The 15,971-nt window shown below is 62.7% G+C and carries 16 protein-coding genes; all 16 read left to right on the forward strand.

Annotation, left to right across the window (positions count from 1 at the left end; genetic code table 11):
• Nucleotides 1-290 precede the first annotated feature (290 nt).
• The 16 genes from mnmG (at nt 291) to glmS (ending at nt 15,941) form a co-directional block, all read left to right on the forward strand.
• Nucleotides 291-2,183 carry a tRNA uridine-5-carboxymethylaminomethyl(34) synthesis enzyme MnmG gene (gene mnmG, locus OH686_RS12380; RefSeq protein ID WP_289532922.1) on the forward strand — a complete coding sequence of 631 codons (1,893 nt, stop codon included), beginning with the start codon at nt 291-293 and terminating at the stop codon, nt 2,181-2,183.
• Complete coding sequence (rsmG, locus tag OH686_RS12385; protein WP_289532924.1) at nt 2,183-2,830, forward strand: 16S rRNA (guanine(527)-N(7))-methyltransferase RsmG; 648 nt, start codon at nt 2,183-2,185, stop codon at nt 2,828-2,830. Before mnmG ends, rsmG begins: the two co-directional genes overlap by 1 nt.
• Before the next feature lie 12 nt (nt 2,831-2,842).
• Entirely contained in the window at nt 2,843-3,631 is a 789-nt protein-coding gene (locus OH686_RS12390; protein ID WP_137973931.1) for a ParA family protein, read from the forward strand.
• An 8-nt stretch (nt 3,632-3,639) separates the two neighbouring features.
• Nucleotides 3,640-4,512 (forward strand): ParB/RepB/Spo0J family partition protein, encoded by an 873-nt coding sequence (locus OH686_RS12395; protein ID WP_289532925.1) that lies wholly within the window; start codon nt 3,640-3,642, stop codon nt 4,510-4,512.
• A gap of 154 nt (nt 4,513-4,666) precedes the next feature.
• Complete coding sequence (locus tag OH686_RS12400; RefSeq protein ID WP_137973933.1) at nt 4,667-5,074, forward strand: F0F1 ATP synthase subunit I; 408 nt, start codon at nt 4,667-4,669, stop codon at nt 5,072-5,074.
• A 16-nt stretch (nt 5,075-5,090) separates the two neighbouring features.
• Nucleotides 5,091-5,960 carry a F0F1 ATP synthase subunit A gene (gene atpB / locus OH686_RS12405; protein WP_289532928.1) on the forward strand — a complete coding sequence of 290 codons (870 nt, stop codon included), beginning with the start codon at nt 5,091-5,093 and terminating at the stop codon, nt 5,958-5,960.
• An 84-nt stretch (nt 5,961-6,044) separates the two neighbouring features.
• Entirely contained in the window at nt 6,045-6,302 is a 258-nt protein-coding gene (gene atpE / locus OH686_RS12410; protein ID WP_173210797.1) for a F0F1 ATP synthase subunit C, read from the forward strand.
• Nucleotides 6,303-6,355: 53 nt separating this feature from the next.
• The gene (locus OH686_RS12415) at nt 6,356-6,826 is read left to right on the forward strand and encodes a F0F1 ATP synthase subunit B (protein WP_137973935.1); all 471 of its coding nucleotides are present in this window, start codon (nt 6,356-6,358) and stop codon (nt 6,824-6,826) included.
• Nucleotides 6,827-6,838: 12 nt separating this feature from the next.
• Nucleotides 6,839-7,375: a F0F1 ATP synthase subunit delta gene (locus OH686_RS12420; protein ID WP_137973936.1), complete on the forward strand. Its 537-nt coding sequence runs from the start codon at nt 6,839-6,841 to the stop codon at nt 7,373-7,375.
• A 21-nt stretch (nt 7,376-7,396) separates the two neighbouring features.
• Complete coding sequence (atpA, locus tag OH686_RS12425) at nt 7,397-8,941, forward strand: F0F1 ATP synthase subunit alpha (protein ID WP_021702536.1); 1,545 nt, start codon at nt 7,397-7,399, stop codon at nt 8,939-8,941.
• Between the two features lie 50 nt (nt 8,942-8,991).
• A complete protein-coding gene (gene atpG, locus OH686_RS12430; protein WP_137973937.1) occupies nt 8,992-9,852 on the forward strand; it encodes a F0F1 ATP synthase subunit gamma in 861 nt (286 codons plus the stop codon).
• 30 nt (nt 9,853-9,882) lie between these two features.
• Complete coding sequence (gene atpD, locus OH686_RS12435; protein ID WP_289532932.1) at nt 9,883-11,259, forward strand: F0F1 ATP synthase subunit beta; 1,377 nt, start codon at nt 9,883-9,885, stop codon at nt 11,257-11,259.
• Nucleotides 11,260-11,300: 41 nt separating this feature from the next.
• Nucleotides 11,301-11,720, forward strand: a complete 420-nt coding sequence (locus tag OH686_RS12440; protein ID WP_021702539.1) for a F0F1 ATP synthase subunit epsilon — start codon at nt 11,301-11,303, stop codon at nt 11,718-11,720.
• Between the two features lie 117 nt (nt 11,721-11,837).
• Nucleotides 11,838-13,202 carry a bifunctional UDP-N-acetylglucosamine diphosphorylase/glucosamine-1-phosphate N-acetyltransferase GlmU gene (gene glmU, locus OH686_RS12445; RefSeq protein WP_289532933.1) on the forward strand — a complete coding sequence of 455 codons (1,365 nt, stop codon included), beginning with the start codon at nt 11,838-11,840 and terminating at the stop codon, nt 13,200-13,202.
• A 112-nt stretch (nt 13,203-13,314) separates the two neighbouring features.
• On the forward strand, nt 13,315-14,082 hold the full coding sequence (locus tag OH686_RS12450) for a DeoR/GlpR family DNA-binding transcription regulator (protein WP_289532935.1): 768 nt from the start codon (nt 13,315-13,317) through the stop codon (nt 14,080-14,082).
• Between the two features lie 11 nt (nt 14,083-14,093).
• On the forward strand, nt 14,094-15,941 hold the full coding sequence (glmS, locus tag OH686_RS12455; RefSeq protein WP_289532936.1) for a glutamine--fructose-6-phosphate transaminase (isomerizing): 1,848 nt from the start codon (nt 14,094-14,096) through the stop codon (nt 15,939-15,941).
• Nucleotides 15,942-15,971 lie beyond the last annotated feature (30 nt).

Consider the following 15,971-nt stretch of genomic DNA (forward strand, 5'->3'; position numbering starts at 1 on the left):
TACAGGTGTTATCCAGCTTGCCCAGCGGATAGGGCCAGGAATGGCACAGCCTTATACATCGCTACAGGCCATGGTATATGGCGCCTGTAGCGATCTATCCACAGAAAAGCGCTTCACCATGAATAAACATAAAAACTAAGCTTTATAAGATTTCTCTCTTTTATTCTCTATTTCCCTGAGAACCGGAGTTCTGGCTATTTTTTGTCCAGAAGGCTTCATTCGGGCAGACCAACTCCCTATACTTGCCACCCCTTTCCAATCCCCCTTTCTCTACAGGCACGAGGTGCGTGGTGGACTTCCCTTCCCGTTTTGACGTGATCGTGATCGGCGGCGGCCATGCCGGCACCGAGGCTGCGCTGGCAGCCGCACGCATGGGCGTGAAGACCTTGCTGCTGACCCACAATGTGGAAACCCTCGGCCAGATGAGCTGCAACCCGGCCATCGGCGGTATTGGCAAGAGCCACCTGGTCAAGGAAATCGATGCTCTCGGCGGCGCCATGGCGCTGGCCACCGACAAGGGCGGCATCCAGTTCCGTGTGCTCAACAGCCGCAAGGGCCCGGCCGTACGCGCCACCCGCGCCCAGGCCGACCGGGTGCTGTACAAGGCGGCGATTCGCGAGATCCTGGAAAACCAGCCGAACCTGTGGATATTCCAGCAGGCCGCGGATGACCTGATCGTCGAGCAGGACCAGGTCAAGGGTGTGGTCACCCAGATGGGGCTGCGCTTCATGGCCGACAACGTGGTGCTGACCACCGGCACCTTCCTCGGCGGACTTATCCACATCGGTCTGCAGAACTACTCCGGCGGCCGCGCCGGCGATCCGCCCTCGATCGCCCTGGCCAAGCGTCTGCGCGAGCTACCGCTGCGTGTCGGTCGCCTGAAGACCGGTACCCCGCCGCGCATCGATGGCCGCTCTGTGGACTTCTCGGTAATGACCGAGCAGCCCGGCGACACGCCGATCCCGGTGATGTCCTTCCTCGGCAACAAGGACATGCATCCGCGGCAGATCAGCTGCTGGATGACCCACACCAACGCACGCACCCACGAGATCATCGCCAGCAACCTGGATCGCTCGCCGATGTATTCCGGCGTGATCGAGGGCATCGGCCCGCGCTACTGCCCGTCGATCGAGGACAAGATCCATCGCTTCGCCGACAAGGACAGCCACCAGGTGTTTATCGAGCCGGAAGGCCTGACGACCCACGAGCTGTACCCCAACGGCATCTCCACCTCGCTGCCGTTCGACGTGCAGCTGGAGATCGTGCGCTCGATCCGCGGCATGGAGAACGCCCACATCGTGCGTCCCGGCTACGCCATCGAGTACGACTACTTCGACCCGCGTGATCTCAAGTACAGCCTGGAGACCAAGGTCATCGGCGGCCTGTTCTTCGCCGGCCAGATCAACGGCACCACCGGTTATGAAGAAGCCGGCGCCCAGGGCCTGCTGGCCGGGGCCAACGCCGCGCTGCGCGCCCAGGGCAAAGATGCCTGGTGCCCGCGTCGCGACGAGGCCTATATCGGCGTGCTGGTCGACGACCTGATCACCCTGGGCACCCAGGAGCCGTACCGCATGTTCACCTCGCGCGCCGAGTACCGGCTGATCCTGCGCGAGGACAATGCCGACCTGCGCCTGACCGAGAAGGGCCGCGAGCTGGGCCTGGTCGACGACACCCGCTGGGCCGCCTTCGAGGCCAAGCGCGAGGGCATCGTTCAGGAAGAGCAGCGCCTGAAGAGCACCTGGGTACGCCCGGGCACGCCGCAGGGCGATGCCATCGTCGCGCGCTTCGGCACCCCGCTGGCCCATGAGTACAACCTGCTCAACCTGCTGGCCCGCCCAGAAATCGACTACGCCGCCCTGGCCGAGGTGACCGAAGCGCCGCAGGTCGATGCCCAGGTCGCCGAGCAGGTGGAGATCAAGACCAAGTACGCCGGCTACATCGACCGCCAGCAGGAAGAGATCGAGCGTCTGCGCGCCAGCGAGGACACCAGGCTGCCGGCCGATATCGACTACGCCGGCATCTCCGGCCTGTCCAAGGAGATCCAGCACAAGCTCGGCAACGCCCGCCCCGAGACCCTCGGCCAGGCCGGGCGCATCCCGGGCGTGACCCCGGCGGCGATTTCCCTGCTGCTGATCCACCTGAAGAAACGCGGCGCCGGCCGCCAGCTGGAGCAGAGCGCCTGATGTCCACGGTCACCCAACGCCATGCCGATGAACTCGCGCAGGGCGCGCAGGCGCTTGGCGTAACGCTCAGCACCCAGCAGCACGAACAGCTGCTCGGCTACCTGGCCCTGCTGATCAAGTGGAACAAGGCCTACAACCTGACCGCCGTGCGCAACCCGGACGAGATGGTCTCGCGCCATCTGCTCGACAGCCTGTCCGTGGTGCCCTTCGTCGCACTGCATGGCGACAACTGGCTGGACGTCGGCAGCGGCGGCGGCATGCCGGGCATACCGCTGGCGATCCTGTTCCCCGAGCGCCGTTTCACCCTGCTCGACTCCAATGGCAAAAAGACCCGCTTCCTCACCCAGGTGAAGCTGGAGCTCAAGCTGGCCAACCTGGAAGTTGTCCACAGCCGGGTCGAGGATTTCCAACCTCCGCAGCCGTTCACCGGCATCTGCTCGCGCGCCTTCAGTTCCCTGGAGGACTTCAGCAACTGGACCCGCCTTCTTGGCGACGCCGATACCCACTGGCTGGCGATGAAGGGCGTGCAGCCCGACGACGAGCTGCAGGCGCTGCCGGCGGACTTCCGCCTGCAAAGCTGCGACGTGCTCAAGGTTCCCGGTTGCCAAGGCCAGCGTCACCTGTTGATACTGCGACGCTCGGTCTAGGGGGAAGCACAGATGGCCAAGGTATTCGCGATCGCCAATCAGAAAGGCGGGGTCGGCAAGACCACCACCTGCATCAACCTGGCCGCCTCGCTGGTCGCGACCAAGCGCCGCGTGCTGCTGATCGATCTCGATCCCCAGGGCAACGCCACCATGGGCAGCGGTGTGGATAAGCAGGCCCTGGAGCACTCGATCTACGACGTACTGATCGGCGAGAGCACGGTCGGCGAGGCCATGCAGTTCTCCGAGCACGGAGGCTACCAGCTGCTGCCGGCTAACCGCGACCTGACCGCCGCGGAAGTCGCGCTGCTCGAGATGAAGATGAAGGAGAGTCGCCTGCGCTACGCCCTGGCGCCGATCCGCGAGAACTACGACTACATCCTCATTGACTGCCCGCCGGCGCTGTCCATGCTCACGGTCAACGCCCTGGTTGCCGCCGATGGCGTGATCATCCCCATGCAGTGCGAGTACTACGCACTGGAAGGTCTGACCGACCTGATGAACAGCATCCAGCGCATCGCCCAGCTGCTCAACCCGACCCTGAAGATCGAAGGCCTGCTGCGCACCATGTACGACCCGCGCATCAGCCTGACCAACGACGTCTCGGCCCAGCTCAAGAGCCACTTCGGCGAGCAGCTGTACGACGTGGTCATCCCACGCAACGTGCGCCTGGCCGAGGCGCCCAGCTTCGGCATGCCGGCGCTGGCCTACGACAAGCAATCCCGCGGCGCCATCGCCTACCTGGCCCTGGCCGGCGAACTGGTGCGCCGCCAGCGCTCCGCCGCGAAAACCGCAACCGCATAAGGAATCCCATGGCCATCAAGAAGCGCGGACTCGGCCGCGGACTGGACGCCCTGCTCGGCGGCAGCACCGCCGCCGTCCTCGAGGAAGAAGCGGTCAAGGCCGATAGCCGTGAGCTGCAGCACCTGCCGCTGGACCTGATCCAGCGCGGCAAGTACCAGCCGCGCCGCGACATGGACCCCTCCGCCCTGGAAGAGCTGGCCAACTCGATCAAGGCTCAGGGTGTGATGCAGCCGATCGTGGTGCGCCCCATCGGTGGCGGCCGCTTCGAGATCATCGCCGGTGAGCGCCGCTGGCGCGCCAGTCAGCAGGCCGGCCTGGACAAGATCCCGGCCATGGTCCGCGAAGTGCCGGACGAAGCCGCCATCGCCATGGCTCTGATCGAGAACATCCAGCGCGAGGACCTCAACCCGATCGAGGAAGCAGTGGCCCTGCAGCGCCTGCAGCAGGAATTCGAGCTGACCCAGCAGCAGGTCGCCGATGCGGTGGGCAAGTCGCGCGTCACCATCAGCAACCTGCTGCGCCTGATCGCCCTGCCGGAAGAGATCAAGACCCTGCTTTCCCACGGCGATCTGGAGATGGGCCATGCCCGCGCTCTGCTCGGTCTGCCCCTGGAACAGCAGGTCGAGGGCGCGCGACATGTTGTCGCACGCGGCCTCACCGTGCGCCAAACCGAGGCACTGGTGCGTCAATGGCTGAACAGCAAGGAAAAGCCCGCCGAGAAGGTCAAGGCCGATCCGGACATCAATCGTCTGGAACAGCGCCTGGCCGAGAAGCTAGGGGCCCCGGTGCAGATCAAGCACGGCCAGAAGGGCAAGGGCCAACTGGTGATCCGCTACAACTCGCTGGATGAACTGCAGGGCGTGCTGGCTCATATCCGCTGAAATCCGGACACAATTGCTCATGTAGCGGGCGGTCGGAATTCGCTACCGGCCAGTTGAACGGGTGGGGAACCGCCCCTATACTCTGCGCGCATTTTGTCGGCACAAAGTATGCCAAGTTGTTGATTTAACGTGCCGACTCAGAGGAACAGCGAAGATGGATGCCCGCACGCAGAAGCGCCTGCCTTTCCATCGTTTACCGGTCTTTCCGGTGCTGCTGGCCCAACTGGTCGTGATGCTGTTGGCCGCCGCCGTGCTGTATGGCTGGCGCGGCCCGGTAAGCGCCTATTCGGGACTCTGCGGGGGGCTGATTGCCTGGCTTCCCAATCTGTATTTCGCCCACAAGGCATTCCGCTTCAGCGGGGCCCGGGCCGCCCAAAACATCGTTCGGTCCTTTTATGCCGGCGAGGCGGGCAAGCTGATTCTGACGGCAGTGCTGTTCGCACTGACGTTCGTGGTGGTGAAACCACTGGAGGCGCCGGTGCTGTTTGGTGTCTTCGTGCTGGCGCTCAGCGTTGGCTGGTTCGCTCCGCTGCTGATGAGAACAAGACTTTCGAGACCTTAGAGCGTTTGAGGCAAACATGGCAGAACAAACCGCTTCGGGCTATATCCAGCACCACCTGCAGAACCTGACCTTCGGGAAACTGCCGAACGGTGACTGGGGCTTCGCCCACACTGCGCAAGAAGCAAAGGAAATGGGCTTCTGGGCCTTCCACGTCGACACCCTGGGCTGGTCCGTCCTGCTCGGTCTGGTGTTCATCCTGCTGTTCCGCATGGCCGCCAAGCGTGCCACCAGCGGCCAGCCGGGTGGCCTGCAGAACTTCGTCGAAGTACTGATCGAGTTCGTCGACGGCAGCGTGAAGGACACCTTCCACGGCCGTAACAACCTGATCGCTCCCCTGGCCCTGACCATCTTCGTCTGGATCTTCCTGATGAACCTGATGGACCTGGTGCCGGTGGACTTCCTGCCGATGGCCGCCGCTGCCATCACCGGCAATGACCACCTGTTCTTCCGCGTGGTACCGACCACCGACCCGAACGCCACCCTGGGCATGGCCCTGTCGGTGTTCGCCCTGATCGTGTTCTACAGCATCAAGGTCAAGGGCATCGGCGGCTTCCTCGGCGAGCTGACCCTGCACCCGTTCAGCAGCAAGAACATCGCCGTACAGATCCTGCTGATCCCGGTGAACTTCCTGCTGGAATTCGTCACCCTGATCGCCAAGCCGATCTCTCTGGCTCTGCGTCTGTTCGGCAACATGTATGCCGGCGAGCTGATCTTCATCCTGATCGCCGTGATGTTCGGCAGCGGCCTGTTCCTGCTGAGCACTCTGGGCGTGGCGCTGAACTGGGCGTGGGCGGTGTTCCACATCCTGATCATCACCCTGCAGGCCTTCATCTTCATGATGTTGACCATCGTCTACCTGTCGATGGCTCACGAAGACAACCACTAAGCGGCCGCCGCCGCTTTAGGTAAAACGAAAAACCGCTTTATCGCTTCAACCTAAACCAATACGACGTAAAAGTCGGGAGGAAAAATGGAAACTGTAGTTGGTCTCACCGCGATTGCTGTTGCCCTGCTGATCGGTCTGGGCGCTCTGGGTACTGCCATTGGCTTCGGTCTGCTGGGCGGCAAGTTCCTGGAAGGCGCTGCTCGTCAGCCGGAAATGGTTCCGATGCTGCAGGTGAAAATGTTCATCGTCGCCGGTCTGCTGGACGCCGTGACCATGATCGGTGTTGGTATCGCCCTGTTCTTCACCTTCGCTAACCCGTTCATCGCTCAAATCCCGGCCTAATCAACTCTCCGAGTTGATTAGCTGGATAGACAACGAACGAGCGAGGTACTGGCGTGAACATTAATGCAACCCTGATTGGCCAGGCCGTTGCGTTCTTCATTTTCGTGCTGTTCTGCATGAAGTTCGTGTGGCCTCCGGTCATCACGGCTCTGCGCGAACGCCAAAAGAAGATCGCCGATGGTCTGGACGCCGCCAACCGTGCGGCTCGCGATCTGGAACTGGCCCACGAGAAAGTGGCCCAGCAACTGCGCGAAGCCAAAACCCAGGCTGCTGAAATCATCGAGCAGGCCAAGAAACGCGGTACTCAGATCGTCGACGAAGCCCGTGATCAGGCTCGTGTCGAAGCTGACCGTGTGAAGGCTCAGGCTCAGGCCGAGATCGAACAGGAACTGAACAGCGTCAAAGACGCCCTGCGTGCCCAAGTGGGTGCCCTGGCCGTCGGCGGTGCCGAGAAGATCCTGGGTGCGTCCATCGATCAAAACGCGCATGCGGAGCTGGTTAACAAACTGGCCGCCGAAATCTAAGCGAGGGCGATCATGGCAGAACTGACCACGCTGGCCCGACCTTACGCCAAGGCAGCTTTCGAGCACGCTCAGGCCCACCAGCAACTGGCCTCCTGGTCAGCCATGCTCGGCCTGGCTGCAGCGGTGTCGCAAGACGACACCATGCAGCGCGTGCTCAAGGCCCCGCGTCTGACGAGTACAGAAAAGGCCACCACTTTCAATGAAGTGTGTGGTGACAAGTTCGACGCCCAGGCACGTAACTTCATTTCCGTCGTCTCCGAAAACGATCGTCTCGATCTGTTGCCGGAAATCGCCGCCCAGTTCGAGCTGTACAAGGCCGAGCAGGAGAAGTCGGTAGACGTAGAAGTGACCAGTGCCTTCGCATTGAGCACCGAACAGCAAGACAAACTCGCCAAGGTTCTCAGCGCACGGCTCAGCCGAGAAGTGCGTCTGCACGCGACGGAAGACTCCTCCCTCATCGGTGGTGTCGTGATCCGCGCGGGCGACCTGGTTATCGATGGCTCGGTTCGCGGCAAAATCGCGAAACTGGCCGAAGCGTTGAAATCTTGAGTTTGAAGGGGCAGCAGAGCAATGCAGCAACTCAATCCTTCCGAAATTAGTGAAATCATCAAGGGACGTATCGAGAAACTCGACGTCTCTTCCCAAGCCCGCAACGAAGGTACCGTGGTATCCGTTTCCGACGGTATCGTGCGTATCTACGGTCTGGCCGACGTTATGTACGGCGAAATGATCGAGTTCCCGGGCGGCGTCTACGGTATGGCGCTGAACCTGGAGCAAGACTCCGTCGGCGCCGTAGTGCTGGGTGCATACACCAGCCTGGCCGAAGGCATGAGCGCCAAGTGCACCGGCCGCATCCTGGAAGTCCCGGTTGGCCCGGAACTGCTGGGCCGCGTGGTCGACGCACTGGGCAACCCGATCGATGGCAAAGGCCCGATCAATGCTCAAGCCACCGACGCTGTCGAGAAAGTCGCTCCGGGCGTGATCTGGCGTAAGTCGGTCGACCAGCCGGTGCAAACCGGTTACAAGTCGGTCGATGCCATGATCCCGGTAGGCCGTGGCCAGCGCGAGCTGATCATCGGTGACCGTCAGATCGGTAAGACCGCCCTGGCCGTCGACGCCATCATCAACCAGAAGAACAGCGGCATCCGCTGCGTCTACGTTGCCATCGGTCAGAAGCAATCGACCATCGCCAACGTGGTTCGCAAGCTGGAAGAAGCTGGCGCCCTGGCCAACACCATCGTTGTCGCCGCGTCCGCGTCCGAGTCGGCTGCCCTGCAGTTCCTCGCTCCGTACGCCGGTTGCACCATGGGCGAATACTTCCGCGACCGCGGTGAAGACGCCCTGATCGTGTACGACGACCTGTCCAAGCAGGCCGTTGCCTACCGCCAGATCTCCCTGCTGCTGCGCCGTCCGCCGGGCCGCGAAGCCTACCCGGGCGACGTGTTCTATCTCCACAGCCGTCTGCTGGAGCGCGCTTCCCGCGTTTCCGAAGAGTACGTCGAGAAGTTCACCAATGGCGCCGTGACTGGCAAGACCGGTTCCCTGACCGCTCTGCCGATCATCGAAACCCAGGCTGGTGACGTTTCCGCGTTCGTTCCGACCAACGTGATCTCGATCACCGACGGTCAGATCTTCCTGGAATCGGCCATGTTCAACTCGGGTATCCGTCCGGCCGTCAACGCCGGTATCTCGGTTTCCCGCGTGGGTGGTGCCGCTCAGACCAAGATCATCAAGAAGCTGTCCGGTGGTATCCGTACCGCTCTGGCTCAGTACCGTGAACTGGCGGCCTTCGCCCAGTTCGCTTCTGACCTGGACGAGGCTACTCGCAAGCAGCTGGATCACGGTCAGCGCGTTACCGAGCTGATGAAGCAGAAGCAGTACGCGCCGATGTCGATCGCCGACATGTCGGTGAGCCTGTACGCCGCCGAGCGTGGTTTCCTGGCCGACGTCGAAGTCGCCAAGATCATCAGCTTCGAGCAGGCCCTGATCGCCTTCTTCAACCGTGAGAACGCCGCTCTGATGGCGAAGATCAACGAGAAGGGCGACTTCAATGACGACATCGATGGCCAGCTGAAAGCCGGTATCGAGAAGTTCAAGGCCACCCAAACCTGGTAAGCCGCAGTGGGGGTCGCAAGGCCCCCGCTTGCTAACCTGATAGGTGTTACATGGCAGGCGCAAAAGAGATTCGCAGCAAGATTGCGAGCATCAAAAGCACGCAGAAGATCACCAGCGCCATGGAAAAGGTGGCGACCAGCAAAATGCGCAGAGCTCAACAGCGCATGGCGTCTAGTCGTCCCTACGCGGAGCGTATCCGCCAGGTGATTGGTCATCTGGCCAACGCCAACCCGGAATATCGTCACCCGTTCATGATCGAGCGTGAAGTCAAGCGCGTCGGTTACGTGGTGGTGAGTTCGGACCGTGGTCTGTGCGGTGGTCTGAATACCAACCTGTTCAAGGCTCTGGTCAAGGACATGGCGAGCAATCGCGAGCAAGGCGTAGAGGTTGATCTCTGCGTGATTGGCAGCAAGGGTGCGGCGTTCTTCCGCAACTTTGGTGGCAATGTCGTTGCTGCGATCAGCCACCTGGGCGAAGAACCGTCGATCAACGATCTGATCGGTTCCGTCAAGGTCATGCTCGATGCTTACCTCGAAGGTCGCATCGATCGTCTGTCCGTGGTCTCGAACAAGTTCGTCAATACCATGACGCAAAAGCCGACAGTGGAGCAGCTCGTTCCCCTGGTGGCGACTCCGGATGAAGGTCTCAAGCACCACTGGGACTACCTGTACGAACCCGACGCCAAACAGCTGCTCGACGGCCTGATGGTGCGCTACGTGGAATCGCAGGTGTACCAGGCAGTGGTTGAGAACAACGCGGCTGAACAAGCGGCCCGGATGATCGCGATGAAGAACGCCACCGACAACGCTGGCGATCTGATCAAAGACCTGCAGCTGATTTACAACAAGGCGCGCCAGGCAGCGATCACCCAGGAAATTTCGGAAATCGTCGGCGGCGCTGCCGCGGTTTAAGAACGGTTCAAATATTCAGAGGAACCAAAGATGAGTAGCGGACGTATCGTTCAAATCATCGGCGCCGTTATCGACGTGGAATTCCCGCGTGATCAAGTGCCGAGTGTTTATGAAGCGCTGAAAGTAGTCGGCGCCGAAACCACCCTCGAAGTTCAGCAGCAGCTGGGCGACGGCGTGGTTCGCTCCATTGCCATGGGTTCGACCGAAGGCCTGAAACGCGGCCTGGACGTCACCCGTACCAACAAGGCCATCTCCGTACCGGTTGGTAAAGCGACCCTGGGCCGGATCATGGACGTGCTGGGCAACCCGATCGACGAAGCTGGCCCGATCGGCGAAGAAGAGCAGTGGGAAATCCACCGCGCTGCGCCGTCGTACGCCGAGCAAGCCGGCGGCAACGACCTGCTGGAAACCGGCATCAAGGTAATCGACCTGGTCTGCCCGTTCGCCAAGGGCGGTAAGGTCGGTCTGTTCGGTGGTGCCGGTGTCGGCAAGACCGTGAACATGATGGAACTGATCCGTAACATCGCCATGGAACACAGCGGTTACTCCGTGTTCGCTGGTGTGGGTGAGCGTACTCGTGAGGGTAACGACTTCTACCACGAGATGAAGGACTCCAACGTTCTCGACAAGGTAGCCCTGGTTTACGGCCAGATGAACGAGCCGCCAGGCAACCGTCTGCGCGTGGCACTGACCGGCCTGACCATGGCCGAGAAGTTCCGTGACGAAGGCCGTGACGTTCTGCTGTTCGTCGACAACATCTACCGTTACACCCTCGCCGGTACCGAAGTATCCGCACTGCTGGGCCGTATGCCTTCCGCAGTAGGTTACCAGCCGACTCTGGCCGAAGAGATGGGCGTTCTGCAGGAGCGTATTACCTCCACCAAGAACGGCTCGATCACCTCGGTACAGGCCGTCTACGTACCTGCGGACGACCTGACCGACCCGAGCCCGGCGACCACCTTCGCCCACTTGGACGCCACCGTCGTACTGTCGCGTGACATCGCCTCCCTGGGTATCTACCCGGCCGTGGACCCGCTGGACTCCACCTCCCGCCAGCTCGATCCGCTGGTGGTTGGTCAGGAGCACTACGAGACCGCCCGTGGCGTGCAGTACGTACTGCAGCGTTACAAGGAACTGAAGGACATCATCGCGATCCTCGGTATGGACGAGCTGTCCGAAGCGGACAAGCAACTGGTAGCCCGTGCTCGTAAGATCCAGCGCTTCCTGTCCCAGCCGTTCTTCGTGGCCGAAGTCTTCACCGGTTCGCCAGGCAAGTACGTTTCCCTGAAGGACACCATCGCTGGTTTCAGCGGCATCCTGAAAGGTGACTACGATCACCTGCCGGAGCAGGCGTTCTACATGGTTGGCGGCATCGAAGAAGCCATCGAGAAAGCCAAGAAACTGTAATCCCCTGTGCGCCCGGCAACGGGCGCTCGTGAGGCAAGCGTATGGCCATTACTGTCCATTGCGACATCGTCAGTGCCGAAGCGGAGATCTTCTCCGGTCTGGTCGAGATGGTGATCGCGCACGGCAACCTGGGCGATCTGGGTATCGCTCCGGGCCACGCCCCGCTGATCACCGACCTGAAGCCGGGCCCAATCCGCCTGGTCAAGCAGGGCGGCGAGCATGAGGTGTTCTACATCTCGGGTGGTTTCCTCGAAGTGCAGCCGAACATGGTGAAGGTCCTGGCCGACACCGTGACTCGCGCCGGCGACATCGACGAAGCTGCTGCTCAGGAGGCCCTCAAGGCCGCCGAGAAAGCGCTCAACGAGAAAGGCTCGGAATTCAACTACGGTTCCGCCGCCGCTCACCTGGCCGAAGTCGCAGCCCAGCTGCGCACCGTCCAGCAGATGCGCAAGAAGTACTGAGGCACGTCCTCCGTCTTCAGCGTTAGCGAGTAAAAGGGTAGCCTTGGCTACCCTTTTTCTTTTCTGCCGTTTTTATCCACAGGTGCTTCTGCGCCTGTGCCCGTTCAGGATTCCGCCATGTCCCTCGATATCGTCATCCTCGCCGCCGGCCAGGGCACCCGCATGCGTTCGGCCCTGCCCAAGGTCCTGCATCCGGTGGCCGGCAAGCCCATGCTCGGCCACGTCATCGATACCGCCCGCCAGCTGTCACCGCGCAAGATCCACGTGGTGATCGGCCACGGTGCCGAACGGGTCCGCGAGCGCCTGGCGGCCGACGATATCCACTTCGTGCTGCAGGCCGAGCAGCTGGGCACTGGCCACGCCGTGGCTCAGGCGCTGCCTGCGCTGGAAGCGGACAAGGTATTGATCCTTTACGGCGATGTGCCGCTGACCCGGGTCGAAACCCTGACCCGCCTGCTTGAGCAGGCTAGCGAATCCCAGCTGGGACTGCTGACGGTCAACCTGGCCGATCCCTCCGGCTATGGCCGCATCGTGCGCGACGCCAACGGCGTGGTGCAGGCCATCGTCGAGCACAAGGATGCCAGCGAGGCGCAGCGCGCCATCCGCGAAGGCAATACCGGCATCCTCGCCGTGCCGGGCAAGCGCCTCGGCGACTGGCTGGGCCGGCTGTCCAACAGCAACGCCCAGGGCGAGTACTACCTCACCGACGTGATCGCCATGGCGGTGGCCGACGGCCTGGTGGTGGCCACCGAGACCGCTCAGGACGAGATGGAAGTGCTCGGCGCCAACGACCGCATACAGCTGTCGCAGCTCGAATGCCACTATCAGCAGCGCATGGCCCGCCAGTTGATGGCCCAGGGCGTGACCCTGTTCGACCCGCATCGTTTCGACGTGCGTGGAGAAGTGAGCGTGGGCCGCGACGTGACCATCGACATCAACGTGATCCTCGAAGGCCGCGTGGTGATCGAGGACGATGTGCAGATCGGCCCGAACTGCGTGATCAAGGATTCCATCCTGCGCCGCGGCGCCATCGTCAAGGCCAACAGCCACCTGGAAGGTGCCGAAGTGGGCGAGGGCGCCGACTGCGGCCCGTTCGCCCGTCTGCGTCCTGGTGCCAAGCTCGGTGCCAAGGCCCATGTCGGCAACTTCGTCGAGCTGAAGAACGCGGTGCTGGGCGAGGGCGCCAAGGCCGGCCACCTGAGCTACCTGGGCGATGCTGAGATCGGCGCGCGTACCAACATCGGCGCCGGCACCATCACCTGCAACTACGACGGTGCCAACAAGCACAAGACGGTGATGGGCGAGGACGTGTTTATCGGCTCGAATAGCTCGTTGGTAGCCCCGGTCACCCTGGGCAATGGCGCCACCACCGGCGCCGGTTCCACCGTGACTCAGGACGTACCGGCGGCCGCCCTGGCCGTGGGGCGTGCCAAGCAGCGCAACATCGAAGGCTGGAAGCGCCCGCAGAAGACGCCGAAGTAGTCGGCGGCGAGCAAGCAAAGGCGGCCCTGGCCGCCTTTTGTGCATTCGGAGCTTGACCAAAAGCTTTCATTAGGTTTTGATTCGCGCACTTATCTTTCGAATCGAAACTTAAATGTCGAAACGCAACACTCCCCAGCGCCGCCACGCGATTCTCGCCTTGCTCAACGAGCAGGGCGAGGTGGTCGTGGATGCCCTGGCGCAGCATTTCGCCACCTCCGAAGTTACGATTCGAAAGGATCTGGCCGAGCTGGAGAAGAACGGCCTGCTGCTGCGTCGCTACGGCGGTGCCGTGCCCATGCCGCAGGAACTGATCGGCGAGCCGGCGCAGCCCATCTCCCGGCACAAGCAGGCCATCGCCCGCGCGGCGGTCGGCCTGATCCGCGAGCACGCACGCATCATCATCGACAGCGGCAGCACCACGGCGGCGATGATCCGCCAGCTTGGCCGCCAGCCCGGCCTGGTGGTGATGACCAACTCGTTGAATGTGGCCAACGCCTTGCGCGAGTTGGAGCATGAGCCGGTGCTGCTGATGACCGGCGGTACCTGGGACCCGCACTCCGAGTCCTTCCAGGGCCAGGTCGCCGAGCAAGTGCTGCGCTCCTACGACTTCGACCAGCTGTTTATCGGCGCCGACGGCATCGACCTGGCGCGTGGCACCACCACCTTCAACGAGCTGCTGGGCCTGTCGCGGGTCATGGCCGAGGTGGCCCGTGAGGTCATCGTCATGGTCGAGAGCGACAAGGTCGGCCGCCGTATTCCCAACCTGGAGCTGCCCTGGAGCAGTGTCCATACCCTGATCACCGACGACCGCCTGGATAGCCAGGTGGCCGAACAGATACGTGCGCGTGGGGTCCAGCTGATCCTCGCCGCCGCTTCCTGAGGAGAACCCCTATGTGTGGCATCGTTGGCGCCGTCGCCGAACGCAACATCACCCCGATCCTGGTCGAAGGCCTCAAGCGCCTGGAATACCGCGGCTATGACAGCGCCGGCGTGGCGGTCTTCACCCAGGCCGGCGAACTGCAGCGCCGTCGCCGCGTCGGCAAGGTCGCCGAGCTGGAACAGGCCCTGGCCTGTGAGCCGCTGACCGGCCACCTGGGCATCGCCCACACCCGCTGGGCCACCCACGGTGCGCCGAGCGAGCGCAACGCCCACCCGCACTTCTCTGGTAAAGAGCCTGGCGAGCAACTGGCCGTGGTGCACAACGGCATCATCGAGAACCACGAGGAACTGCGCGAGCGCCTCAAGGGTCTCGGCTACGTCTTCACCTCCGATACCGACACCGAGACCATCGTCCACTTGCTGCAGCACAAGCTGCAGCAGCTCGGCGACCTCACCGCCGCGCTCAAGGCCGCCATTCCCGAGCTGCACGGTGCCTACGGCCTGGCCGTGATCAGCGCCGCCCAACCGGACCGTATCCTCGCCGCCCGCAGCGGCAGCCCGCTGGTAATCGGCCTGGGCCTGGGTGAGAACTTCCTCGCCTCAGACCAACTGGCCCTGCGCCAGGTGACTGATCGCTTCATGTATCTGGAGGAGGGCGATATCGCTGAGATCCGTCGCGACAGCGTGCAGATCTGGGACGTCGCCGGCCAATCCGTACAGCGTGAAGCGGTGCAGTACCACGAAGGGGCTGAAGCGGCGGATAAAGGTGAGTACCGCCACTTTATGCTCAAGGAAATTCACGAGCAGCCCAAGGTCGTACAGCGCACCCTGGAAGGCCGCCTGGGCGGCGACCATGTGCTGGTCCAGGCCTTCGGCCCGCAGGCCGCGGAGCTGTTCGCCAAGGTACGCAACGTGCAGATCGTCGCCTGCGGTACCAGCTACCACGCCGGCATGGTCGCCCGTTACTGGCTCGAAGCCCTGACCAGCATTCCCTGCCAGATCGAAGTGGCTAGCGAGTTCCGCTACCGCCAGGTGGCCGTGCAGCCGGACACCCTGTTCATCACCATCTCCCAGTCCGGCGAGACCGCCGACACCCTGGCTGCCCTGCGCAATGCCAAACAGGCCGGCTACCTGGCCAGCCTGACCATCTGCAACGTCGGCACCAGCTCCCTGGTGCGCGAGTCCGACCTGTGCCTGCTGACCCAGGCCGGCCCGGAGATCGGCGTGGCCTCGACCAAGGCCTTCACCACACAGCTGGTCTCCCTGCTGCTGCTGACCCTGGCCCTCGGCCAGGTACGCGGCACCCTGCAAACCGGTGTCGCTGCCGAGCTGGTGGAAGAACTGCGCCGCCTGCCGACTCGTCTGGGCGAGGCTTTGGCCATGGACAAGACCGTGGAGAAGGTCGCCGAGCTGTTCGCCGAGAAGCACCACACCCTGTTCCTCGGCCGTGGCGCCCAATACCCTGTGGCCATGGAAGGTGCGCTCAAGCTCAAGGAAATCTCCTACATCCACGCCGAGGCCTACCCGGCCGGCGAGCTCAAGCACGGCCCGCTGGCCCTGGTCGACGCCGACATGCCGGTGGTCACCGTGGCGCCGAACAACGAGCTGCTGGAGAAGCTCAAGTCCAACCTGCAGGAAGTCCGCGCCCGCGGTGGCCAACTGATCGTCTTCGCCGACGAAGCCGCCGGCCTGGGCAACGGCGAAGGCACCCAGGTGATCAACATGCCGCACATCCATGATGTGCTGGCACCGATCCTCTACACCGTGCCGCTGCAGCTGCTGTCCTACTACGTGGCCGTACTCAAGGGCACTGACGTAGACCAGCCACGCAACCTGGCCAAGTCGGTGACGGTGGAATAAGCCGAGAGCGAAACGAGAAAGCGGGCTGAT

Source organism: Pseudomonas sp. SO81, assembly GCF_030374125.1.
GTDB lineage: Bacteria > Pseudomonadota > Gammaproteobacteria > Pseudomonadales > Pseudomonadaceae > Aquipseudomonas.